The 24,118-nt window shown below is 32.4% G+C and carries 22 protein-coding genes; 8 read left to right on the top strand and 14 right to left on the bottom strand.

The window, feature by feature from the left end:
* Positions 1-51: 51 nt before the first annotated feature.
* The 4 genes from P7F85_RS05545 to ezrA form a co-directional block, all read right to left on the bottom strand.
* Positions 52-828, bottom strand: a complete 777-nt coding sequence (locus P7F85_RS05545) for a sulfite exporter TauE/SafE family protein (protein WP_002466568.1) — start codon at positions 826-828, stop codon at positions 52-54.
* A gap of 25 nt (positions 829-853) precedes the next feature.
* The gene (gene thiI, locus P7F85_RS05540; RefSeq protein WP_015364908.1) at positions 854-2,077 is read right to left on the bottom strand and encodes a tRNA uracil 4-sulfurtransferase ThiI; all 1,224 of its coding nucleotides are present in this window, start codon (positions 2,075-2,077) and stop codon (positions 854-856) included.
* The gene (locus P7F85_RS05535) at positions 2,077-3,216 is read right to left on the bottom strand and encodes a cysteine desulfurase family protein (protein WP_031464011.1); all 1,140 of its coding nucleotides are present in this window, start codon (positions 3,214-3,216) and stop codon (positions 2,077-2,079) included. Before P7F85_RS05535 ends, thiI begins: the two co-directional genes overlap by 1 nt.
* 258 nt (positions 3,217-3,474) lie before the next feature.
* The gene (gene ezrA / locus P7F85_RS05530; protein WP_046464402.1) at positions 3,475-5,169 is read right to left on the bottom strand and encodes a septation ring formation regulator EzrA; all 1,695 of its coding nucleotides are present in this window, start codon (positions 5,167-5,169) and stop codon (positions 3,475-3,477) included.
* Between the two features lie 135 nt (positions 5,170-5,304).
* Between ezrA and P7F85_RS05525 the strand changes: the two genes are divergently transcribed.
* Positions 5,305-5,769 carry a GAF domain-containing protein gene (locus P7F85_RS05525; protein WP_002467125.1) on the top strand — a complete coding sequence of 155 codons (465 nt, stop codon included), beginning with the start codon at positions 5,305-5,307 and terminating at the stop codon, positions 5,767-5,769.
* A gap of 228 nt (positions 5,770-5,997) precedes the next feature.
* Positions 5,998-6,600, top strand: a complete 603-nt coding sequence (rpsD, locus tag P7F85_RS05520) for a 30S ribosomal protein S4 (RefSeq protein WP_002467124.1) — start codon at positions 5,998-6,000, stop codon at positions 6,598-6,600.
* 515 nt (positions 6,601-7,115) lie between these two features.
* On the opposite strand, the gene P7F85_RS05515 is transcribed toward rpsD, so the two are convergent.
* On the bottom strand, positions 7,116-7,853 hold the full coding sequence (locus tag P7F85_RS05515; protein WP_002467123.1) for a glycerophosphodiester phosphodiesterase: 738 nt from the start codon (positions 7,851-7,853) through the stop codon (positions 7,116-7,118).
* A 77-nt stretch (positions 7,854-7,930) separates the two neighbouring features.
* Here P7F85_RS05515 and P7F85_RS05510 point away from each other — a divergent pair, with 77 nt between their 5' ends.
* The 3 genes from P7F85_RS05510 (at position 7,931) to serA (ending at position 11,236) form a co-directional block, all read left to right on the top strand.
* Positions 7,931-8,371 (top strand): OsmC family protein, encoded by a 441-nt coding sequence (locus P7F85_RS05510; RefSeq protein WP_015364905.1) that lies wholly within the window; start codon positions 7,931-7,933, stop codon positions 8,369-8,371.
* A 119-nt stretch (positions 8,372-8,490) separates the two neighbouring features.
* Positions 8,491-9,651: a pyridoxal-phosphate-dependent aminotransferase family protein gene (locus P7F85_RS05505; RefSeq protein WP_002467166.1), complete on the top strand. Its 1,161-nt coding sequence runs from the start codon at positions 8,491-8,493 to the stop codon at positions 9,649-9,651.
* A complete protein-coding gene (serA, locus tag P7F85_RS05500; protein ID WP_002467161.1) occupies positions 9,641-11,236 on the top strand; it encodes a phosphoglycerate dehydrogenase in 1,596 nt (531 codons plus the stop codon). The genes P7F85_RS05505 and serA overlap by 11 nt, the downstream gene beginning before the upstream one ends.
* Before the next feature lie 70 nt (positions 11,237-11,306).
* Here the strand turns inward: serA and P7F85_RS05495 are convergent, their stop codons facing one another.
* Together P7F85_RS05495 and nagE are read right to left on the bottom strand one after the other, a co-directional pair.
* Positions 11,307-12,431 carry an HAD family hydrolase gene (locus P7F85_RS05495; RefSeq protein WP_002467167.1) on the bottom strand — a complete coding sequence of 375 codons (1,125 nt, stop codon included), beginning with the start codon at positions 12,429-12,431 and terminating at the stop codon, positions 11,307-11,309.
* Positions 12,432-12,534: 103 nt separating this feature from the next.
* Positions 12,535-14,013 carry an N-acetylglucosamine-specific PTS transporter subunit IIBC gene (gene nagE, locus P7F85_RS05490; protein WP_046464403.1) on the bottom strand — a complete coding sequence of 493 codons (1,479 nt, stop codon included), beginning with the start codon at positions 14,011-14,013 and terminating at the stop codon, positions 12,535-12,537.
* A gap of 371 nt (positions 14,014-14,384) precedes the next feature.
* On the opposite strand from nagE, the gene P7F85_RS05485 reads away from it, so the two are divergent.
* Positions 14,385-14,711 carry a hypothetical protein gene (locus P7F85_RS05485; RefSeq protein ID WP_002467164.1) on the top strand — a complete coding sequence of 109 codons (327 nt, stop codon included), beginning with the start codon at positions 14,385-14,387 and terminating at the stop codon, positions 14,709-14,711.
* Positions 14,712-14,765: 54 nt separating this feature from the next.
* On the opposite strand, the gene P7F85_RS05480 is transcribed toward P7F85_RS05485, so the two are convergent.
* From P7F85_RS05480 to P7F85_RS05470, 3 genes are all read right to left on the bottom strand, one after another.
* Positions 14,766-15,080 (bottom strand): hypothetical protein, encoded by a 315-nt coding sequence (locus P7F85_RS05480; RefSeq protein WP_015364903.1) that lies wholly within the window; start codon positions 15,078-15,080, stop codon positions 14,766-14,768.
* A 59-nt stretch (positions 15,081-15,139) separates the two neighbouring features.
* Positions 15,140-15,481, bottom strand: coding sequence for a hypothetical protein (locus P7F85_RS05475; RefSeq protein WP_015364902.1), 342 nt, complete (start codon positions 15,479-15,481; stop codon positions 15,140-15,142).
* 154 nt (positions 15,482-15,635) lie between these two features.
* A complete protein-coding gene (locus P7F85_RS05470) occupies positions 15,636-16,253 on the bottom strand; it encodes a lysophospholipid acyltransferase family protein (RefSeq protein WP_002467413.1) in 618 nt (205 codons plus the stop codon).
* A 188-nt stretch (positions 16,254-16,441) separates the two neighbouring features.
* On the opposite strand from P7F85_RS05470, the gene P7F85_RS05465 reads away from it, so the two are divergent.
* Complete coding sequence (locus tag P7F85_RS05465) at positions 16,442-17,668, top strand: S1C family serine protease (RefSeq protein ID WP_370657650.1); 1,227 nt, start codon at positions 16,442-16,444, stop codon at positions 17,666-17,668.
* Positions 17,669-17,691: 23 nt separating this feature from the next.
* Here P7F85_RS05465 and P7F85_RS05460 read toward each other — a convergent pair whose 3' ends face one another.
* From P7F85_RS05460 to tyrS, 3 genes are all read right to left on the bottom strand, one after another.
* The gene (locus P7F85_RS05460; protein ID WP_015364900.1) at positions 17,692-19,110 is read right to left on the bottom strand and encodes a DHA2 family efflux MFS transporter permease subunit; all 1,419 of its coding nucleotides are present in this window, start codon (positions 19,108-19,110) and stop codon (positions 17,692-17,694) included.
* Between the two features lie 128 nt (positions 19,111-19,238).
* Positions 19,239-19,703 carry a MarR family winged helix-turn-helix transcriptional regulator gene (locus P7F85_RS05455; protein WP_002467411.1) on the bottom strand — a complete coding sequence of 155 codons (465 nt, stop codon included), beginning with the start codon at positions 19,701-19,703 and terminating at the stop codon, positions 19,239-19,241.
* A gap of 33 nt (positions 19,704-19,736) precedes the next feature.
* Positions 19,737-20,999, bottom strand: a complete 1,263-nt coding sequence (gene tyrS, locus P7F85_RS05450) for a tyrosine--tRNA ligase (RefSeq protein WP_002467407.1) — start codon at positions 20,997-20,999, stop codon at positions 19,737-19,739.
* A 461-nt stretch (positions 21,000-21,460) separates the two neighbouring features.
* Between tyrS and P7F85_RS05445 the strand changes: the two genes are divergently transcribed.
* Positions 21,461-22,369 carry a transglycosylase domain-containing protein gene (locus P7F85_RS05445; RefSeq protein ID WP_002467399.1) on the top strand — a complete coding sequence of 303 codons (909 nt, stop codon included), beginning with the start codon at positions 21,461-21,463 and terminating at the stop codon, positions 22,367-22,369.
* A gap of 45 nt (positions 22,370-22,414) precedes the next feature.
* Here the strand turns inward: P7F85_RS05445 and P7F85_RS05440 are convergent, their stop codons facing one another.
* Positions 22,415-24,082 carry a formate--tetrahydrofolate ligase gene (locus P7F85_RS05440; RefSeq protein WP_002467398.1) on the bottom strand — a complete coding sequence of 556 codons (1,668 nt, stop codon included), beginning with the start codon at positions 24,080-24,082 and terminating at the stop codon, positions 22,415-22,417.
* Positions 24,083-24,118: the final 36 nt, after the last annotated feature.

Genomic DNA, 24,118 nt, shown 5'->3' with positions numbered 1-24,118 from the left:
AGTGTCTAAGTACATCAACTTCATTAAAGATTTGCTTTTATTTTAATTATATTAATTTATGAAAATAGGTAATAAGTAGTCATATGCATTTTTCAATATCAATACTGCAGTGACTGTTATAAATAGCAATTTAACATACCCTACACCTTTGCTTATAGCAAATTGTGCACCAACGTATGAACCAATAATCATGCTGACTGCCATAATTAGTCCATAAAAATAATCAACTTGTCCTAATATCATAAATAGTATTAAAGCCCCTACATTGGATGCAAAATTAAGCACTTTAGCATTGCCTGCTGCACTTAAAAAATCAAAACCAAACATGAGTAATACAAATAACATAAATGATCCTGTACCACCGCCTATAAACCCATCATAGAAACCGATAATAAGATATGCTGTGAAAAACATCACGGCTTTCATTGGTGTGAAGGTGGTGAATGTTCTTATTGAACCCCAATCTTTTTTAACTAACGTATAAATAAATACTAATGACAACGCAACTATAATTAATGGTTTTAAAAGGTGTGCAGGTAGGATTGTTGCTAAATAAGCACCACCTGAAGATGCTATTAGGACAAATGGAAACAATTTTGACACTATTTTTAAATCAACATTACCTGATCTAATAAACTTGATAGTACTTGTCAGCGTCCCAAATGAACTTGCTAATTTATTTGTTCCCAATGCAACAGCAGGTGGGAGACCTATTGCTAGTAGTGCTGGAGTAGAAATTAATCCTCCACCACCAACGACTGAATCTATAAATGATGCTAAAAATCCAAACAAAACAATAATCAATATGACATATATATCCCAATCCATGTCATGACCCCTTTGCGATTATTTATTAGAATAAATCTTCCATTAAAGCATCTGTTGATTTATCTTTTTCAGATTTATAATTTTTATCTACTACAATTGTTTCTATATTTTCAACTGCATCATCTACCATACTATCAAAGTTAAACACACTTTCGTATTCCATCACTTTATTAAAGTCTGGTTCAGTTACTGGGTTTTTAGGTGTAAAAATAGTACAACAATCTTCATAAGGTTGAATAGAAACTTCAAATGTACCAATTTCTTTAGCTTTCTTTACAATATCTTCCTTATCAAGTGTTAATAAAGGTCGTAACACTGGTGTTGATGTAACATGATTAATCGCATACATACTATTTAGTGTTTGACTTGCTACTTGCCCAAGGTTTTCACCGTTAACGATACCTAAAGCGCCAATTTTATGGACTAATTGATCTGCTACTCTCATCATTAATCGACGAGTTGATGTCATCGTATATCTTGGATGAACTGACTTATTGATTTGTTTTTGTAAATCTGTAAAAGGTACAATGTGCAATTTAATTGGACCAACACGTTCAGACATAATACGTGTTAATTCTATTACCTTCTCTTTAGCTTTTTCACTCGTAAATGGAGGACTATGGAAATGTATCGCTTCAATTGTCACGCCGCGTTTCATTACTTCCATACCTGCAACTGGTGAATCTATACCGCCAGATAACATTAATAAGGTCTTACCGCCTGTACCTACTGGTAGACCTCCAGATCCTTGAATGACTTCCACATATATATAGATTGCATCTAGACGTACTTCTACACGAATTTCATGTTGTGGTTGTCTCACATCTACAGTTAATCCTTCCACATTTTTTAATACCGCTCCACCGATTTCTCGTTGTAGCTCATAAGTATCTTTAGGATAGGACTTATCTGATCGCTTAACATCAATCTTAAATGTTGAACCCTTATCAAATGATTGTGCTAATTGTACAGCGACATCAGCCATGGCTTGATCATTCTTTTCTGTTTTCAATACTGGACTTATTGATTTGATACCATAGACTTTGGATAATCGATGAATGATTTCATCAATGTCCGCTTCTTCGAATAACTCAATGTACATACGATCTCTTTTACCTTTAATATGGAATCCATCTAAGGGCTTTAAAGCTCGTGTCACATTGGTTTTTAATTGGTTCACAAATTTTTTACGGTTAGAACCTTTAAGTGTTAACTCACCATATCTAACTATTAAATGGTCATATTTCATTACTTCAACAACTCCTTCACTTCTTCATATATCATTTCAAATTTTTCTTTAAAGCTATCGATATCTTTTTGTGTAGTCATTTGCCCCATTGATATCCTAATACTTCCTTCAATTTGTTTTTCTGAAATACCCATTGCAAGTAATACTTCATTGAGCTTACCTCTTTTTGAAGAGCACGCGCTCGTAGTTGATACCATAATATCTTGTTTAGAGAATGCATTGACTAACACTTCACCTTTGACGCCAGGAAATCCTATATTGATGATTTGTGGAGCAGCATCTTTAGGTGAGTTTATTTTAACACCAGGATAAGATTGAACCATCTCTCTAATTTGTTGTTGGTAAGACGTCAACTTCTGATGCAATTCATCCGTCTGTTTCACTGCATTATTAATAGCTTTTACCATAGATACTGCCATAGGTAAATTAACTGTACCACTGCGCACACCAAATTCTTGTCCTCCACCATGTATAATGGGTTCGATATTATGTGCTGTTCTTGTGATTAAAAGTCCTTGTCCTTTTAAACCGTTAAATTTATGACCACTTAAACTTAAACTATCAATACCTTCTAAATCTAATAGTATTTTACCTAAAGCTTGAACTGCATCTACGTGAAAATGCACTTTAGGGTAATCTTTTAGCACATTGACAATTTGTTGTATTGGTTGAATTTGCCCCATAATATTATTGACATACATACATGTCACAAGTCCTACCCGTTCATTCATGATGGATTTCAAATGTTCAATATCTATCTGACCATTTGATTTAACATTGACGTATTTTAATACGAAACCTTCTTTTTCAGCTAAATATCTTACTACTTCTAATACCGAAGGATGTTCTAATACTGATGTAATGATTTCATTGGCTGTATCTTTTTTGCGATAAGCTATTCCTTTTAGCGCTATATTATTAGATTCTGTAGCACCACTTGTAAAAATAATATCATAAGCGTTTTTTAATCTAAGTGCTTGATTAATTTGTTCTTTCGCTTGTTGCAATAATCTTTCTGCTTGTAAGCCTGCTTGATGAGGACTATTAGGATTATAATAAAGTGTTTCATTTACCTTTACAAATGAATTCAAGACACTTGGATCTACTTTGGTTGTCGCTGCATTATCTAAATAAATCACTGATAACACTTCACTTTCTACATTTTTTACTTTGCTAATTCTATATACTACTTTCCAAATATTCTTAATATCGTTTATTTACATTTTGAGAATGCAATGCGGAATTATTTGTTCAGTTCAACTATAATTATATCGTTATTTAACTAATAAAAAGCTTTTCTAAATAAGCATACTCATGCATTATACTATTTTTTTGTAAAAATAAAAGACATGACTTCCAATAAAATGGAAACCATGTCTTGATATCAATTCAAATCGTTATGATTTAATTACTTGCTCTTCAATATGTTTCGTAATTCCGGGTTCTACCCTTTCAAGTGCTTGTTCTGAAATTTCAATAGAACGCTTATAACGATTGTTTTTAAATAAACGTTCTGCTTCATTTAAGCTTTTATCAACACTTTGGTGATCTTTACGATATCTGTTACCATATTGAATTAATTTTTCAGCATAAACTGCATTAATTAATACATCGTTCGCCTCATCTTCAAATGTATTCATTTGAATGACGATTTTAGCAACTTTATCTTTTAATTGTTTGACGTGAATTGGTCTTTGACTAAATTGTTCATCAACTTCACGCACCTCATAATCGATTTCATTCTTCATAATAATGAAGCGTTCTGGCACACTTGTTAAGTTTGAAGCCAATAAGCGTCGATAAACCTCTTCTTTTTTAGATTGTACGCGTAGTAAGTTATCTTCAGCTTCCGCTTCATCTTCACGTAATTGGATTAAATGGTTTTGTAATTTATCTTGCTTTTCATTAATCACACTTACATGATCTTCTAAATATTGTAAATTATCTTGTACTTCACTGTATCTAACAGCGGATTTAGACATTTCTTTAAGAATTTCATCGTATACTGAGATTAGATTTTGAATTTCATTTTCAAATTGTCTGACGCTTTGAACATCTGATTCATTAATATAGTAATTCTCACGAACATATTCAATTTCTGTTTTTAATGTATAATTCATATCTTTGGCTTTGAATAAGTCATCGGTGATAACATCTTTAGTTTCTTCAACTTCATTCTTTGCCTTAACTTCATGCTCGATTAAGTCATACATTTCATCTAACTTATCATTGATATATTCAAGTTTGTCGTTCGCTTCATTTAATTCCAATCTACTAATCATTGGTTCTACGAAACTCAATTCTGTTTTAAGGCTTTGAACAGTGCCATCCACTTTAACATGATCTAAATCATAGCCTTCAACTTTTAAATCTCTACAACCATATTTTAAATCTTGGAATTGACCAGGAAGTTCTTTTTGAGCTTCACGAATTAATTCTGGAATTTCTTCCATATATTCTTTTAATTGTTGCATTTCTTCATGTAACGCTGAAATATGGTTATGCGCCTGAACATAATTGCCGTCTGCTTTTAAAACTTCATATTGAGATAACTTTGGTTCAAAGTTTTCAATTTCTGATTCTAATGGACCAGCAGCTTCACCGTATTGGTGACGATTAGCTAAAATATCTCGCTTCATTTCGCGGTGATCTACTTTGCATTTTTCATATAATGATTCGTTATCTTTATGTAATGCAACTATTTCATCAACTTGTGAAACTTGATTATTATAACTTGCTTCATATTGATCCATTAATTCATGTGCATCATCAATTTCCGCTTGAGCACCTGAAAAGTTAAACTTATCTAAAAGTTCTTCGGCATTGTGAATTTTTTCCTCAACAGGAGCTAAGTATTGATTAGTATTTTCTAAGTTGTCTTTCTTCATTGCATCGTACTTCGTTTTAGTTTCACCTTTTAGGTTTAAACTAGATAATTTTTTAATATTTTGATCAAAAGGTAATTTTTCAATATCTAATTTACGTTCTTCAGCTTTTTCAACGAGCTGTCGTTTATTCGATCGCAAATAGAACATGATACCCACAGCAATCAATATTATAACTATTATTGCTAAAATGATATATAACACCATATATACTTCTCCTCCTATGTTATCACTCTATATTATAACGTAATTTGTCTTCTCATTAAATCAGAAAATGTATTTATTGATAGAATATTTTAAACACCTTATACTTATATAAAATAACGGTTAAGGGGAGACATTATGTCAGACATCAAAAACACAAATTATGACTTACTACAAAAACAACTCATTAGCTTAATAGAGGATGAATCAAATTTAATAGCGATATTGAGTAATACATCTGCACTTCTCAATGATCACTTAGACCAAGTTAATTGGGTTGGTTTTTACTTAATTGAAAATAACGAACTGATTTTAGGTCCTTTCCAAGGTCATCCTGCTTGTGTACATATCCAAATTGGTAAGGGAGTTTGTGGTACAGCAGTCTCTAATAATGAAACACAAGTTGTTAAAGATGTCCACCAATTTCCTGGACACATTGCCTGCGATGCAAATAGTAATTCTGAAATTGTCATTCCAATACATAAGGACAATAAAATTATTGGTGTTTTAGATATTGATGCGCCAATAAAAAGCAGATTTAATGATGAAGACCGCAAAGAATTAGAAAAAGTGGTTTCAATCATAGAAAACCAAATTAAATAGTTTAATTAAAAGTATTGACTCTTACGCATAAACTGTTACAATGAAGTTTGTGTGAATTAACGAAAATAGCAGTTGTATATTATTGAGCTCTATGTTGTTCCCAATGCGGACGTGCCGTGTAACTGTCGCTATAAGGTGAAGACACATAAAACAACATATCTTAATAAGCATATAACACTCTTTTTTGTTTATTCATAACAACAAAAAAGAAAAAGGAGGAGTCTTATTATGGCTCGATTCAGAGGTTCAAACTGGAAAAAATCTCGTCGCTTAGGTATTTCTTTAAGCGGTACAGGTAAAGAATTAGAAAAACGTCCTTACGCACCAGGACAACATGGTCCAAACCAACGTAAAAAATTATCAGAATATGGTTTACAATTACGTGAAAAACAAAAATTACGTTACTTATATGGAATGACAGAACGTCAATTCCGTAACACATTTGACATCGCTGCTAAACAATACGGTGTACATGGTGAAAACTTCATGATTTTACTTGCTAGTCGTTTAGACGCAGTAGTTTACTCATTAGGTTTAGCACGTACTCGTCGTCAAGCACGTCAATTAGTTAACCATGGTCATATCGAAGTTGATGGCCGTCGTGTAGACATTCCATCATATTCATTAAAACCTGGTCAAGAAATCGCTGTTCGTGAAAAATCTCAAAAATTAAATATCATTACTGAGTCTGTTGAAATCAACAACTTTGTTCCTGAATATTTAAACTTTGATGCAGACAGCTTAAAAGGAACTTTCGTTCGTTTCCCTGAACGTAGCGAGTTACCAGCTGAAATCAATGAACAATTAATCGTTGAGTACTACTCAAGATAATATGTTTATATTCTTCACCCTTTCTCTTTGGAGATTGGGTGTTTTTTTATTTCCATAAATAATTACAGGCTGGGACATAGATATATACGTCAAGTTACATTCATATATAGGCGTAGATGACTTACACATGCGTATTGACCCATGTGTTCAAATTAAGCTTTAGCGGTATACATGAACTAAAGTTCATGCATAAAACCGTCTAAGTAATAAATTACAAAGACGGTCTAATGTACCAAGCTTTTTCATTTCTAATCACCCTTACCGGGGGGGACGGGCCCCAAACATAGAGAATTTCGAAAAGAAAATCTACAGACAATGCAAGTTGGGGATGGACAACGATAAAGAAATACTTTTTCTTTAGAAATTAGTATTTCTTATGCATAAGTTTCACTCATGTATTCCTATTTTAAAGTACATATTAGCTGTGGCTAATGCGTAAGAACCACTTCATATTCAATGGTTAGTGGTTCTTTATGATTTCTGTCCCACTCCCCTTTCTGCATATTGATTTTTCCTTATAACCTATCAGGTATATCCGTAATAATGCCATCAACATGTAAATCTATGAGTTTCCTTGCTTCTTTAGAATCATTGACAGTATATGGCATCACTTTTAAATGTTCAACATGTGCTTTTTCCATAAAATGTTTATTAACAATGCTGTAATTAGGATTAATATAGTTAGCAATTTCTGCAATTGCTTTAAAATCAGGTGATTTATACCAATATTTTTTCTTACTAATTAATACACCTAGTTCATATGGAACATTCATTTGTGCTAATTTATTTATACTTTCAAAATCAAAAGATTGTAATATAACTTTAGACGATGGAATATGATAATCTTTAAGTTTATCTACAATCATTTTTTCAATTCCAGGGTATTGGCTAGGCTTTTTAATTTCAATTAGCAACTTTTTAGAACTTTTAGAATGTATGTCTAATACTTCATCGAATGTTGGGATTTGTTCGTCTTTAAAACGCTTATCATGATAAGAACCAAAATCAAATTTTTTTAATTCTTCTAATGTATAATCTTTAACTTTACCCTTTCCATTAGATGTACGATCAATCGTATCATCATGAATGACAACTAGTTGTTTGTCCTTTGTAAAATGTAAGTCAATTTCTAACATATCAATGGGTAATGCTAACGCGTGTTGGTACCCTATTAATGTATTTTCAGGATAGTCTTGTGGTAATCCACGATGAGCTATTAACTGATATGATTGATTTGAACGTTCATTCGACATGAAAGTCACCTTTCTTTTCATCTGATTAATAATGTTCTAAACTTAAATTACCATAATGACACAGGAGGTCAATCTAAATGGTTCAACATGACTTTAAAGTTCAAACCACTTGGCAAGGTGGTAGAAATGAAGTAGGAGAAGTTATTGGTGATGTGATTAATGAACAAATTTCTATTCCTTCGTCTTTGGAAGGTACTGGTATAGGTACTAATCCTGATGAACTGTTAGTTAGTGCAGCATCATCTTGCTATATTATTTCCTTGGCAGCAACACTTGAAAGAGCTGGTTATAAAGACATTTCAATTACACAGCAATCCATCGGCAATGCTGTATTTGAAAATGCAAAATTCAAAATGACATCCATCACACATTATCCAGAAATCAAAGTGGCAGACAATGATAAAGACAATTTAGAAAAACGATTACCAAAATTATTGAAAATTGCTGATAATAATTGCATGATTTCTAACTCAATTAAAAACAATGTTATCGTCAAGATAGAACCAACTGTAAAATAACTTTCAAGCTATCAGATATAGGGCAATAATTTCTAAACTCTGATAGCTATTAATTTCACCTTTTAAATTTTCAGAATATTTGTTAAAATAGTTGAATATTACACTTGGAGGAATGACTTATGCATTATTATCAACCCCTTTTACTTACACCTGGACCAACCCCAGTGCCAGATGAAATTATGTCTCAAATTCAATTACCTATGGTAGGTCATCGTTCATCTGATTTTGAAACAATCGCCGAAAATGCCTACAGTGGCTTAAAACCAATATTCGGTGCCCAAAATGATGTCTTGATATTAACATCGAGTGGCACGAGTGTATTAGAAGCAAGTATGTTAAATATCGCTAATCTTGAAGATCATATTGTCATTATTGTATCCGGCGCCTTTGGTAATCGTTTCAAACAAATAGCTGAAACATATTATAAAAATGTCCATATTTATGATGTTACTTGGGGCGAATCCGTTGATATCAATTCTTTCTTAGATTATCTCAAAAGTTTAAATGTCAAAGTCACTGCTATTTTCACACAATTTTGTGAAACCTCAACTGGTGTATTACACCCGATTCATGAACTTGGACAAACAATTAAATCATATGATTCAGATATCTATTTTGTAGTCGATGGCGTAAGTTGTATTGGTGCTGTTGATGTCGACTTGGTCAAAGACCATATCGACGTTTTAGTGTCAGGTAGTCAAAAAGCAATAATGTTACCACCAGGTTTAGCTTTTGTCGCTTATAATAACAGAGCAAAGTCAAGATTTAATGAAGTGACTACACCAAGATTTTATCTTGATTTAAACAAATACGTAGATGCATCTACGAAACACTCTACACCTTTCACACCTAATGTATCGTTATTTAGAGGTGTAAATGCTTACGTCGATTTAGTAAAACATGAAGGTTTGAACCATGTTATTCAACGTCATTATATGATTCGTGACGCACTACGTGTTGCACTTAAAGCACTTGACCTAAAATTATTAGTTAAAGATGATGTAGCTTCCCCCACTGTTACAGCATTTATTCCAAATTCCAAAGATGAATTGGCATTGATTAAAAATCAACTTAAATCTAGATTTAATATTACTATTGCTGGTGGTCAAGGACATCTTAAAGGTGAAATACTTAGAATTGGTCATATGGGGAAAGTCTCACCATTCGATATTCTATCCGTTGTTTCTGCCTTAGAACTTATTCTTACTGAATATAGAAACGCAAATTATATTGGTAAAGGTGTAACAAAATTTATGGAGGTAATTCAGCATGAGTCATAAAATTTTAGTTTCTGATCCAATTTCAGATGAAGGTATTAAAAGTTTATTAGAACATCCTGATTTTGACGTCGATATTTATACTGATTTAACTGATGAGGCTTTAGTAAAGATAATTCCACAATATGATGGATTAATAGTGAGAAGCCAAACGCAAGTCACAGATCAAATCATTACAGCTGCATCAAATTTAAAGGTAATTGCTAGAGCAGGTGTCGGTGTCGATAATATTAATATAGAGGCTGCAACATTAAAAGGCATTCTAGTCATCAATGCACCTGATGGCAATACTATCTCAGCAACTGAACACTCCATTGCAATGATTTTAGCTATGGCTCGTAATATACCACAAGCCCATCAATCTCTTAAATCTGGAAAATGGGATAGAAAAGCGTTTCGCGGAACAGAATTATATAAGAAAACATTAGGTGTTATAGGTGCAGGTCGTATTGGGTTAGGCGTAGCCAAGCGTGCACAAAGTTTTGGAATGCAAATATTGGCATTCGATCCTTATTTAACAGAAGATAAAGCTAAATCATTAGATATTCAACTAGCTACTGTAGAAGAGATTGCCTCAAAGTCAGATTTTGTAACCGTTCATACGCCATTAACACCTAAAACAAAAGGTATTGTTGGCGAGAACTTCTTTAATCTTGCTAAACCTAATTTACAAATTATTAATGTTGCCCGAGGAGGCATAATTGATGAAGATGCACTTATCAAGGCCTTAGACCAATCTCAAATTTCAAGAGCTGCCATAGATGTATTTGAGCATGAACCGCCTTTAGATTCACCATTAATTAAACATGATAAAATTATAGTGACACCTCACTTAGGTGCATCTACTGTTGAAGCGCAAGAAAAAGTAGCTGTCTCTGTTTCAAATGAAATCATTGATATTTTAACAAAAGGTACCGTAGAACATGCGGTTAACGCACCTAAAATGGACATGAATGAGGTTGACCAAAATGTTAAAGATTACTTATCATTAGCCACTACTATTGGGGAATTCGGTATTCAACTCTTAGAAGGTGCACCAAGTGAAGTTACGATTACTTACGGTGGAGATGTAGCAAAAATAGATACAAGCCTCATCTCAAGAACCGTAGTGACGCATATTTTAAAAGATGACTTTGCAGATGAGGTCAATATTATCAATGCTTTAGCTTTATTAAATCAGCAAGATGTGACCTATCATATTGAAAAAAATAAAAATGAATCAGGTTTTAGTAACTATATAGAATTGTCATTATCTAATGATAAAGACACAATTAAAATCGGCGGTACGGTTTTATCAGGCTTTGGACCAAGAATTGTTAGAATCAATAATTTCTCATTAGATTTCAAACCAAGTCAATATCAAATCGTAACATGTCACAATGATCAACCAGGTATAGTTGGTAAAACAGGCAATTTATTAGGAAATAAAGGTATCAATATTGGTTCAATGACATTAGGCAGAACGAATGAAGGTGGTCAAGCACTCATGATATTATCTATTGACCAACCAGCATCACATGCACTTGTTGCTGAACTTAACAATGCGATACCATTTAATAAGATTATAAGCACTAAATTAACTCTGTAACACAATAAAAGCTACAGAATATATGAGTGAAGACTTTCCATCATCTCTTTTATATTCTGTAGCTTTATTATTATAATAATATGTCTCTTATATTCCCTACGTGATTAACAATATAATCGGCACCGTTATTTTCTAATTCTTTCTTAGCATTTTCACCTTTTAATCCAGTTAAAGTTCCTATAAATGTAGCGCCAATTTTCTTCGCACTTAATAAATCTGCTAGTGAATCACCTACAATAAATACTTCCTCTTTTTTAACTATATTATTTTGATGAGTTATATATTTGAAGTATTCCTCTTCCTTATTTCCATTTAATGTTGCAATATAACTAAATGGATTCGGCTTCCCTAAAGGTTTGTATTCAGGAAACATCGTTTCAGATTTTAATACTTCACTTGCTGTCACAATATTCATTTCGTCAAAATATGATAGTAGATTCAGTGATTCGAATGGCACGAGTGTTTCCGTTCTTGGTCTACCTGTAGCAATTGCAATTTGATAGCCACTATCTTGCAAATCATTTAATAGATGTTGAATCTCTTTAATAGGACGTAATAAAATTTCATGATGAATAAAACCACTTTTATTATCTTTGTATGGTTCATAACCTTCAACATCTTTAAACAATGCTGACCCTAAATACCATTCTTGATATATTGATTGTGTTAATTGCCAAAGTGGACTTTTAAATTCAAAGAATGAAACTTGATTTGTATTTAATTCATTTCTTGCATAATCTTGTAAACGAGTGAAGATATTAGACTTCCCGCTTTCCACATGTTCTAAAAATTTAAGTGGCAATGGGTAATCAATCTGATCATCGAACTTTATCAATTGGCCTATTTCTTGTAATAGATTACCACTAATCTGTTGATACTGAAGTATCTTTTCAACTTCATTAGATGATAGTTCTTTTAATATTTGAATAAAATGTAAACTAAATACAATATATAGCATATCCCAATTAGAGTTTAAACCAAGTGATTTCAACTTTTTTAAAACTTCATCATTGACGAATATATCCGATCTAATTCGAGCAATGTCTTCATTTTTAAGTAGACTTAGATCTATGTCAGGTTTTAAACCTAAATACATTTGATCCATAAGTAACTCATAGACTGTTAAAGCTGACACATCAAAGCAACGTTCTTCACTTAAAAATACACCATCCACATCAAACAATACTGATTTCATCTACAAACTCCCTTTCAGAAAATTCTGATACTATATAATATACATGTTGAAAATAAATAGAGCAAATTCATCATTTGAATTTGCCCTACAGTATTAAAAAATATTATGCTTCCATTTGCTTCTCTATCTCGTCTGCAACTTGCTGCACATGAGTACCAATGATGACTTGAGTAGAATGTTTACCACTCTTAGTCACACCTACAGCACCTGCGTTTTTAATTTTTTGTTCATCAATGATAGCATTGTCTTCAAGCTCTAATCTGAGTCTTGTCGCACAATTTGTCAATGTTGTAATATTTTGAGCGCCACCCAAACCATCAAGAATTTGTGCAGCTGATTTACTATATTTACTTCCACTACTTTGTTTAGTATCAGCATTTTCTTTTTCAATAGCATCCTCATCAGTTGGATCAACTAATTCATTGTCACCTCGTCCAATTGTATTTAAATTAAAGACCTGTATTACAAATCTAAAGATGACATAATATAAAATGAAGAATACCACACCCTGAACTAATAGCATTAAAGGATGATTGGCTACAGGATTAATTAGAGATAACACATAATCAATGAGTCCTGCACTAAATGAAAATCCTGCTGTCCAGTGGAAAGTAGCAGCAATAAATAATGATAATCCAGTTAACAATGCATGAATAACATATAATATAGGTGCAACAAACATAAATGCAAATTCAATTGGCTCTGTAACACCTACGAAAAAGGCAGCAATCGCACTTCCTAGGAACCAACCATATACTTGTTTTTGTTGAGATGTTTTAGCTGTATGATACATTGCTAGTGCTGCAGCAGGCATACCGAACATCATAATTGGGAAGAACCCTGCTTGGTAACGACCAGTAATACCATGTACAGCATCTTTACCTGTTTGGAACTTACCAATATCATTGATTCCAATTGTATCAAACCAAAATACTGTATTTAATGCATGATGTAAACCCGTTGGAATTAATAAACGGTTGGCTACACCATAAATAAATGCGCCAAATGGCCCCATACCTACAATCCAAGTACCAAACGTCACAATAGCATTATATACAACTGGCCATACAAATAATAGAATAACAGCTATAAATGTACAGAAAAATGCGGTTAGTATAGGTACCAGACGTTTACCACTGAAAAATGATAATGCGAGTGGTAACTCTGTCTCACTAAATCGATTATAGGTATAAGCCGCAATAAGACCAATAATGATACCAACAAATACGTTGCCGTTATCCATCTTGTCAAATGCTTCACCTAATGAAGATGGCTTAACATGCAATATTGGTGCTAATTTATCTGGTGATAATACTTTGGTTACTACAAAAAAGCCTAATGCTGCAGCTAATGCGACTGCACCATCATTCTTCTTTGCCATACCTATTGTAACACCTATAGCAAATAATATACCTAGTTGCTCAAGAATAGTAGTTCCTACTGCAACAAAGAATTGAGCCACTTGAGGTAAGGCATGCAAAGCGTTAAGCGCGTTACCTATACCAACAATAATAGCAGCAGCTGGTAATACAGCAACTGGTAACATAAGTGAACGACCTAAATTCTGAAAAAATTTAAACATGTAACAATCCCCCTTTATTTTTGTTGAATGATTAAATGACAATTTTTAACTGCTCATCTTTATCATCCAATTAGTAAATTTATATGTATGAAAAAATGATGTAAATCACTGTCATATCAACTTATATCCTTACATATTGTATCAGAATCAATAGATAATTAAAATTGCATTTTCATGCTAATTATGAACTTTTCAAGTTTTTTATTTTTTCAAATTTGACAGAATAACACATCTATTAAAACTCACATTGAAATAAAAGTAATTATGATATTTTATACTAATCTATTTATAACAAATTAAGCAAAATATGTTATACACAACTTTTTGATTTTTTGATAAAATGAGGCCAATCAATAAGGAGGTTGAGCTATATGAAAAAGATTTTAGTATTAATTTCAATTTTAAGTGTATTATTAGTAGCATGTTCAAGTAGCCCTACTAAAAAGGCTGAAGGTAAATGGCAAAATGAGAATGGTGATATTATCACTATTAAAGGTGAATCGCTTAAAGTCACAACTGACGGTGAAACTGCAGAAGGATCAATAAAAGATGATAAAGACCATAAAGACCTTGCAAAAATTAATTTGGGCGGTTCAACTGGTTATTTAAAAGTTGGTAAAAAGGCGATTTACGCGTTAGAAAAACCGGATGAAAAACCCGATGATAGTGAGAGAAAATTCGAGAAAATCAAACAATAAAATTAATGCCCGTTAATATCGAATCTTGATTTTAACGGGCATGATATATACTCATTATTTTACTTTTTTTGCTTTGACAACTTCTTCGTCAGAACCTGCCTTTAACTTTAATTCTAATGTATCATCTTCTAGCTTATAGTCTATTTTCATTGGATGATTTTCATAATATATTGTTATGATTTTATCATCTTTATTAATTTTACCATTCAAGACGCCTTTTTCATTTTCATTAGAAATCTCAAACTTATCGTTTTTCTTAATTTCTATTGTCCCTCCGTTGTCTTTCACCTTATATTTACCATAGATTTGATTACCACAAGCTGTTAATAAAAATACCATTGTAAGTGTAACCACTATTATTTTCTTCATACTGTTAACATCTTTCAATATACAATTGAGTGAAATTCTTTTTCTACCACAAAATTAAATTACTCTTTTTTCAATTCAATTTTTTCATCATCTTTATCTGGATTAATTAATATGAGTTTATCCCCTTTAACTTTATAATCAAATTTCATGGTTTCACCCTGCACATCAAATGACATTGTTTTTTTATCTTTGTCAATTCGCCCTTCAACATTTCCATCATTTTTTTCTACTCCGAAAATACCACCATCATTTTCTAGTGATTTTAGATGTAAAGTTGCACGATCACTATCTTTACTTGCTTTAATGCTCATTTCATCATTTTTATATGTACCATCTACTTTACTACCGCATGCTGCTAACAAAATAAGCATGCCTAAACATAATACAATTATTCTTTTCATTTAAAATGTCCCCCTAAAATTTAAAATGTTTTGTACATCATAACAATGATGGAGGACACATATTGTCTATTTACTTATACATTAAAAAACATATTAAAAAGGTTGGATATGATTCAAATATTTCATTGAATCCCTATCCAACCTTAATGTTTAATTATAAATTTTTAGCTAATTCATTTAATTCTTTTTGCAATGCTGTTGTTTGGCGTTCGATTTCTTTTGTTAAGTAATCTACTTTTTCATTTCTTTTTAAGTCTTTTGGTAAATTACTTGTATCAATAGGTTCACCAAACTTTATTAATGCTTGCCAAGTAACGAGCCCATGTAATTTTTTTGGACCTACATATGCTGCAGGTAATATAGGTGCTTTACCTAACATGGCTATTGTTGCCGCACCTCGTTTTAATGGTGCACCTTCTGCAGATGTTCTATGACCAGTTGGGAATATGCCAACTGTTTTGTTTTCTTTTAATAATTTAATCGGTCTTTTTAATGTACTTGGCCCTGGATTTTCTCTATCAACCGGAAATGCATTTAATGCAGTTAAAAATTTACCGCCCCATTTATTACTAAATAGTTCTTTTTTAGCCATATAATGAATTTGGTTTGGATAAATAGCCATACCTAACATAATCACTTCGTTATAACTTTCATGTGTACAAGTCACAACATATTGATTGTCTTTTGGTATATTTTCTTTACCTATAACAAATAAAGATTTACCTAACTTTACTAAAATAAAATACAAGATACTACTAATCACTTTATACATAGTTACACCTACTCTTATTGTTTTCTATTTAACATTTAGATTTTATCATTTACATACTTGTTGAACAAGATAAGCATGAAATAAGTCTAAAGTCTGATTGCAGAAAACTAGCGTTTTTGTGAAAAAAATTACATAATTATATTGTGAGAAAAATTAATTGGAGGTCAAATATGTCAGATTATACACAAATGAATCAATCCTTTGATTCTAACAATCAGCCATCTCGATATAATAAACCTAAGTTTCCTTGGTTTAAAACTATACTCGTTGCATTAATAGCAGGTATCATAGGTGCATTACTTGTATTGGGTATTGGTAAACTACTAGATCATACCATTTTCAATCAAAATGGTGCCACTGTTAATGAAGCTTCTAATAGTAAAGGTGGTAACCAATTGGATGGTAAAAGTGATAAATATAGTTCAGTTCATGAGATGATTAAAGATGTATCACCAGCAATTGTAGGTGTTATTAATATGCAAAAGTCAACGAACTTGGACGATTTACTGAATGGAAAGACATCTAAGCCTGAAGAAGCTGGTATTGGATCAGGAGTTATCTATCAAATAAGTGATGGTTCAGCATATATCGTTACCAATAATCACGTTATCGATGGTGCTTCTGAGATTAAGGTTCAGTTACACAATTCTAAACAAGTTAAAGCAAAATTAGTTGGTAAAGACGCAGTCACTGATATTGCCGTATTAAAAATTAATAATACGAAAGGTATCAAAGCTATAGACTTTGCTAATTCATCTAAAGTACAAACAGGTGATAGTGTATTTGCTATGGGTAACCCTCTAGGCCTAGAATTTGCTAATTCAGTTACTTCAGGTATTATTTCAGCAAATGAACGTACTATTGATGCAAATACCACTGGTGGAAATACAAAAGTAAATGTACTTCAAACTGATGCAGCAATTAACCCTGGTAACTCTGGAGGTGCCTTGGTAGATATCAACGGTAATTTAGTTGGCATAAACTCTATGAAAATAGCCTCAGAACAAGTTGAGGGAATTGGATTCGCTATACCAAGTAACGAAGTCAAAGTTACCATTGAACAATTAGTTAAACACGGTAAAATAGAACGCCCTTCTATAGGTATCGGATTAATTAATTTAAGCGATATTCCAGATTCATATAAGAAGGAATTAAATACGGATAGTCAATCTGGCGTATATGTAGCTAAAGTTGATCATGATAGTGACTTGAAAAAAGGAGATATTATCACTAAGGTAGACGGAAAATCAGTAAAAGAAGACACAGATTTACGAACATACCTATATGAGAATAAGAAACCAGGTGAACACGTTAAATTGACGATTATTCGAGATGGTAAAACTGAAACAATCGATGTGAAACTGAAGAAACAAGTTCAGACTTCTTCAGAAAAACAAAGTCAATTTGCAGAATAAATAAATAACAGGTATGGATGAAATTAGTTTTCATCCATACCTGTTTTATTTTCACCTAAGTAATAAGTTGGAATTAAAATGAGTATAATCGCAATCATTGAAACTAGAAAACCTTCATGAAAGCCCACAATTGAATGACTCATTTCATGATGACTATGTCTCATGGATAAATTAGAAGCTACAACAGTTGCTATGATTGCTGTACCAAAACTTGCACCGATATTTTCAATCATGTTAATTCCTACGCCAGCTTCAGATAACTGATTCTGAGAAACACCTTTGTAGGCATCGGCCATTAAACCTAAATTGATACCACCAACACTACATCCACGAATAAATAAAATGAACGACAACCATGCAATAGATGATTCATCATCAACAAATATCAATGGAATTGTGCCTAGAATAGCAATCACGATACTAATATATATAACTTTTTTGGCCCCTATCCGGTCAATAGATGTTCCGATATATGGTCGTGTGATTAACATACCTATGCCTTGAGGAATTAGCGCTAGTGCTGCACCAATAGCGGAGTAACCTTTAAATTCTTGAAAGTATAAAGGTAGAATAACCATCGGCCCCATAATGCCTACATTAGCTAATAATAATCCTGTCATAGAGGCTGAATACGTTTTACTTTTAAACAAATTTAAAGGTAGTACCGTATTAAAATGGCATAGTTTGTTATAAAAAATATAAACAACAATAGCTGCCACTCCAATGCATATAAATGTCATAACTTTACTATCCATAAATGAACCTATCGTCCCAGCTAGACTGATACCATAAATCAATGTTGCACTCGTAATGCCTAATAAGAGAATTCCACATATATCTAATTTTTTATGCTTATCAAATGGTTTGAATGATGGTACATATTTCATCATGAGTAGTACAGAAATGAGTGAAACTACTATGTTAATAAAAAACATCCACCGCCATGAGGCTAAATGAATAATAAATCCACCTAATGTAGGGCCGAGAATTGGTCCAAAGATCATAGGTGTACTGACGATTGCCATAACCTTCCCTATATGATCTTGTCCAGCAGTCTTTACCAGTAAGGTAAACATAAGTGATGTAATAACTCCCGCACTAAATCCTTGAAAGATTCTAAATAGAATAAATATACTCACTGACGAACTGATTCCTACAAATAATGAAGTAATACCAAAAACTAGCATAGCTATAATAAAAGTATATTTACTATTAAAATGATTCATTAACCACCCTGAAAAAGGAATAGCTATAGCAAGTGCTAAAATATATCCAGTAATTCCCCATTGAACGATATCTATATTAGTATGAAATGTTTGATTAAGTTGTTGTATACCAATATTAATCATAGTTGAATCTAACATAGGTGCAATGGCTCCAATCGCTATTGCCCATGCCGCATTCATTGTTTCTTTTGGTATCTGATGTTGTGTCTCTTTCATTGACCAAAACGTCTCCTTTTTTGTTTCTTCGTCAACAAATTTACACCCTTTTAGTTTCCTTGTCAACAAAATGCCAATAAAAAAAGTACTCTAAAATTAATTAGAGCACTTTTTTCGAAATATCATACTTAATGTTGTAGTCTTTTATTTTTAATTTCTTTATCCAAATGTTGATTATACTTTTCTATAAAATGTTGAATGCTTTCGAACTCTTGTTGTGTTAAACTTTCAAAAACGTCTTGATCTCGTGCATCAAATTTTGCATGAAGTTGTTGATGTGTGTGATATACTTGTTGTCCTTTAGGCGTAAGTCGAAAATAAATTTCTTTTTTGTTATGCTCATTTTGATAACTTTCAACTAACTTTTTAGATTGTAATCGTTTCGTTAATTTACTAATTGCACCTCTAGTCATAAATAGCTGTTCCGTTAAACTTCTAACGTTAGGATTATCTAATTCGTGTATCGCTTCAATGCAATGCACTTCACTAGACTTATAATCTTTTAATGCCTCTTGCATTTCACTTTTATTTAACCACGCTATTTTATTAAACATATTGCGTAACCCTGTCATGATGACTTCTTCTTTATTCACACTTTACCTCCTACACACAACATATTACAACTATTATTTGTAGTTAACCATGAAGTATTTCTTTTTACCTCTACGAATAATCGTAAACGCACCTTCGATTTTATCTTCATCAGTTAATTCGTAGTTAACATCTTGTTGGCGTTCACCATTAATATATATCGCACCATTATTAACATCTTCACGGGCTTGACGTTTAGATGATCCAATCCCTGTTTCAATCAATGCATCAATAATATTAGTTGTATTCTTAGATAATTCAACTTGAGGTACGTCTTTAAAACCTTCTTTTAATTCTTTCGCTGATAAAGATTTTAAATCCCCGCTAAATAATGCTTGTGAAATTCTAATCGCATCATTCAGGGCATCCTCACCATGGATAAAACGTGTCACATTTTCAGCTAAAGCTTTTTGAGCTTCACGTTTGTGAGGTGCTTCTTCTTTAGATTGTTCTAACTGATTGATTTCTTCTTTACTCAAGAATGTAAAGTATTTTAAGAACTTGATCACATCTTCATCTGATTGATTAATCCAAAATTGATAAAATTCATATGGGCTTGTTTTATCAGCATCTAGCCAAACAGCACCTGATTCTGACTTTCCGAATTTCTTGCCATCAGATTTTGTTACTAAAGGAATTGTTAATCCATAAGCTTCAGTTTGGCCATACATACGTCTCATCAATTCGATACCACTTGTAATGTTACCCCATTGGTCTGAACCACCGACTTGAATTTTACAATTTAATTCACGATTCAAGTGACCGAAATCGATAGCCTGTAAAATAGTGTACGTAAATTCAGTATATGAAATACCATGTTCTAAACGAGTTTGAATAGAATCTTTACCTAACATGTAATTGACACCGACATGCTTACCATAATCACGTAAAAAACTAATTAATGAAATTTGACCTAACCAGTCTTTATTATTTACTAATACTGCTCCTTTATCGGTACCAAATTCAAATAATTTATGCATTTGATTACTAATACCCTGCACATTGGCTTCTACTTGTTCTTCTGTTTGTAACACACGTTCTTCTGATTTACCTGATGGATCTCCAATCATACCTGTACCGCCACCGATTAAAACAATTGGACGATGGCCGTGTTCTTGGAAACGTCTTAATGTTAAGAATGGAAGTAAATGACCAATATGTAAACTATCAGCAGTTGGGTCTGCACCGCAATAAAGCGTTACTTGTTCTTTATTTAATAATTCCTCTATTCCCGCTTCATCTGTTTGTTGATAAATCAAGCCACGCCACTTTAAATCTTCTATTAATGCATTTGTCATATTTCTCTTCCTCCTATATATTATGTATTTTCATAAGTTAAGATGAACGTAAAACTTAGAATTAAAGACCAATTCTAGAAATTTGTATAAGTATGATTGATAGATTTATTTAATCAACAAAAAAGCACCCTTACATCATATTTACATGTAAGGGCGCAATTGCACGGTACCACCATACTTGAATTAAAGGTATATATAGATTAAATAATGAAATCCATAAACACTCTCTTATCTCTTTACTAATGATACGTTCATTAATCAAACGTCAGACTGTTATATAAGGTGTATTCACTAGTTAGATCATGTTAGTTCTCAGCAACCACTAACTCTCTAAAAAATCTCTAAAAAGCTACTTGTCCTTCATCTGAAACTTATGTATTTGCCATTAATTATAGTTAACATTATTTTAAAAGTCAACTTTACGACTATGGTATAATAGGTCTAAATAAAGGAGGTTTGCTATGGATAATATGAAGAAACAACAACATGATAAAATGTTTCGATTTGAAAAGTATTATAAGCAACTCAAACATATCATCGTTTCCATTTTTCTAATTGGTTTAATGTTTACGATTATTATCTTGTTAGCAGCCATCATATATTTTCATCAATTGACTAAAGAAGCTTCATCTATAAGTGACGACGCACTTAAACATAAAGTAATTCACTTTGCTGGTGATGACCTAATTAATTATAAAAATAATGATATTTTAGACGAATATGATCATTCTTTAAACTCATTAATTGTTGGTCCAAAACATGTTAGTCCAGAGGTCATTAAAGCATTAACCTCTTCAGAAGATACTTTATTCTTCCAACATAATGGGATTTTACCTAAGGCCATTATACGAGCAATGTTTCAAGACATATTGCAAAATGACCAAAGTTCCGGTGGCAGCACGATAACACAGCAATTAATTAAAAACCAAGTACTTTCTAATGAAAAAACTTATAGTCGAAAGGCTAATGAAATTATATTAGCACAAAGACTTGAACGTATAATGTCTAAAAAAGAAATTATTTATACGTATTTAAATATTGTACCTTTTGGTAGAGATTATAACGGTGCCAATATAACAGGTATCTCTTCAGCGTCTTATAGTTTATTTGGGATTCCACCTAAAGATTTAAATATTGCTCAATCAGCATATTTAATCGGCTTATTACAAAGCCCTTATGGTTATACACCCTACGAAGAAAATGGTAATTTAAAACCAGATAATCAAATAGATTATAGTATTCAAAGACAACATTATGTACTTAAACGAATGTTAGTAGAAGAAAAAATATCTAAAAGTGAGTATAGAGAAGCATTAAAATATCGTATTAAATCACATTTACTTACAAAACCCAATAAAAATGCAAGTTAAACAGCAAAACCCGGTAATAATCATTACCGGGTTTGTTAATTAAATTTAGAATAAGCCTACTGCATGTCCATCATCTGTAACATCCATATTTAATGCTGCTGGCTTTTTAGGTAAACCAGGCATTGTCATAATTGCACCTGTTAATGCAACAATAAATCCTGCACCTATTTTCGCTTCTAATTCACGAATTGTAATTTCAAAATCACTTGGTGCACCTAAAGCTGTTTGATCATCGCTAAATGAGTATTGCGTTTTAGCCATACAAATTGGATAATGGTCCCAACCATTGTCTTTAAATTGTTTTAATTGTTTTTGAGCCTTACTTGAGAATGTTACTTTTGAACCACCGTAGATTTCTTTAACGATTGTTTCAATTTTATCTTCTAAAGGTTGATTCAATTCGTAAAGTGGTTTGAAGTTTTGAGGTTGATCAATAACTTCTAATACTTCGTTAGCAAGATCAACGCCACCTTTACCACCTTTTTCCCAAACTTCAGTCAATGCAATTCTTACGCCATTTTCTTTAGCCCAAGATTTAACAAATTCAATTTCTGCGTCTGTATCATGAATAAATGCATTGATAGCTACAACTGGTTCTACACCAAACTTCTTAATATTATTTACATGACGTTCTAAGTTAACAATACCTGCTTTAACAGCATCTACATTTTCTTCTTTTAAATTATCTTTCGCAACGCCACCATGCATTTTTAAGGCACGCACAGTAGCTACTACAACTACAGCTGATGGCTCGAAACCTGCTTCACGCGCTTTGATATCCATGAATTTCTCAGCACCTAAATCAGAGCCAAATCCAGCTTCAGTAACTACAATATCAGCTAATTCACGTGCAGTTTCTGTCGCTAAAATAGAGTTACATCCATGTGCGATATTAGCGAATGGTCCACCGTGTACAAGTGCTGGTGTTCCCTCAATTGATTGTACTAAGTTAGGTTTAATTGCATCTTTTAAAATCATTGCTAAAGCACCTTCAACTTTTAAATCAGCAACAGTCACAGGCTTACGATCACGTGTATAACCAATTGTGATTTTACTAATTTTTTCTCTTAAGTCTTTAATGCTTCGGCTAAGACATAAGATAGCCATAATTTCGGATGCAACTGTAATATTAAAGCCGTCTTCACGTGGTACTCCATTTGTCGGACCACCCAGACCAACATTAACATGACGTAAAGCACGATCATTCATATCTAATACTCGTTTCCATTCAATACGACGTTGATCGATGCCCAATTCATTACCTTGATGTAAGTGGTTATCGATAAATGCTGATAATGCATTATTCGCTGTAGTAATCGCATGGAAGTCACCGTTAAAGTGTAAATTGATATCTTCCATAGGTAATACTTGTGCATATCCACCACCAGTAGCACCACCTTTAATACCAAATGTTGGTCCTAATGCTGGTTCACGTAATGCTACCATGACATTCTTTTTTAATTCATGAAATGCATCTGATAGACCAACTGTAACTGTCGATTTACCTTCCCCTGCTGGTGTTGGACTCATTGCTGTTACTAATACAACTTTACCCTTATTATCTCTAGGTTTTATTTGGTTAATATCAATTTTAGCTTTGTAATGTCCATATTGCTCTAAGGCTTCTGCTGGAATCCCTGCCTCTTTAGCTATTTCACTAATAGGTCTAATTTTTGATTGATTCGCAATTTCTAAATCTGATAAATGTGCCAACTTATTTCAACCCCTTGTAAATAATATAAATAGAAA

It is taken from the genome of Staphylococcus sp. aM (genome assembly GCF_052975125.1).
This window is presented reverse-complemented; position numbering and strand designations above follow the sequence as displayed.

Excerpts from the sequence above, each read along its gene's own strand:
- P7F85_RS05545 (WP_002466568.1), bottom strand. The coding sequence starts at position 828 with ATGGATTGGGATATATATGTCATATTGATTATTGTTTTGTTTGGATTT.
- thiI (WP_015364908.1), bottom strand. The coding sequence starts at position 2,077 with ATGAAATATGACCATTTAATAGTTAGATATGGTGAGTTAACACTTAAA.
- ezrA (WP_046464402.1), bottom strand. The coding sequence starts at position 5,169 with ATGGTGTTATATATCATTTTAGCAATAATAGTTATAATATTGATTGCT.
- P7F85_RS05525 (WP_002467125.1), top strand. The coding sequence starts at position 5,305 with ATGTCAGACATCAAAAACACAAATTATGACTTACTACAAAAACAACTC.
- rpsD (WP_002467124.1), top strand. The coding sequence starts at position 5,998 with ATGGCTCGATTCAGAGGTTCAAACTGGAAAAAATCTCGTCGCTTAGGT.
- P7F85_RS05515 (WP_002467123.1), bottom strand. The coding sequence starts at position 7,853 with ATGTCGAATGAACGTTCAAATCAATCATATCAGTTAATAGCTCATCGT.
- P7F85_RS05510 (WP_015364905.1), top strand. The coding sequence starts at position 7,931 with ATGGTTCAACATGACTTTAAAGTTCAAACCACTTGGCAAGGTGGTAGA.
- P7F85_RS05505 (WP_002467166.1), top strand. The coding sequence starts at position 8,491 with ATGCATTATTATCAACCCCTTTTACTTACACCTGGACCAACCCCAGTG.
- serA (WP_002467161.1), top strand. The coding sequence starts at position 9,641 with ATGAGTCATAAAATTTTAGTTTCTGATCCAATTTCAGATGAAGGTATT.
- P7F85_RS05495 (WP_002467167.1), bottom strand. The coding sequence starts at position 12,431 with ATGAAATCAGTATTGTTTGATGTGGATGGTGTATTTTTAAGTGAAGAA.
- nagE (WP_046464403.1), bottom strand. The coding sequence starts at position 14,013 with ATGTTTAAATTTTTTCAGAATTTAGGTCGTTCACTTATGTTACCAGTT.
- P7F85_RS05485 (WP_002467164.1), top strand. The coding sequence starts at position 14,385 with ATGAAAAAGATTTTAGTATTAATTTCAATTTTAAGTGTATTATTAGTA.
- P7F85_RS05480 (WP_015364903.1), bottom strand. The coding sequence starts at position 15,080 with ATGAAGAAAATAATAGTGGTTACACTTACAATGGTATTTTTATTAACA.
- P7F85_RS05475 (WP_015364902.1), bottom strand. The coding sequence starts at position 15,481 with ATGAAAAGAATAATTGTATTATGTTTAGGCATGCTTATTTTGTTAGCA.
- P7F85_RS05470 (WP_002467413.1), bottom strand. The coding sequence starts at position 16,253 with ATGTATAAAGTGATTAGTAGTATCTTGTATTTTATTTTAGTAAAGTTA.
- P7F85_RS05465 (WP_370657650.1), top strand. The coding sequence starts at position 16,442 with ATGAATCAATCCTTTGATTCTAACAATCAGCCATCTCGATATAATAAA.
- P7F85_RS05460 (WP_015364900.1), bottom strand. The coding sequence starts at position 19,110 with ATGAAAGAGACACAACATCAGATACCAAAAGAAACAATGAATGCGGCA.
- tyrS (WP_002467407.1), bottom strand. The coding sequence starts at position 20,999 with ATGACAAATGCATTAATAGAAGATTTAAAGTGGCGTGGCTTGATTTAT.
- P7F85_RS05445 (WP_002467399.1), top strand. The coding sequence starts at position 21,461 with ATGGATAATATGAAGAAACAACAACATGATAAAATGTTTCGATTTGAA.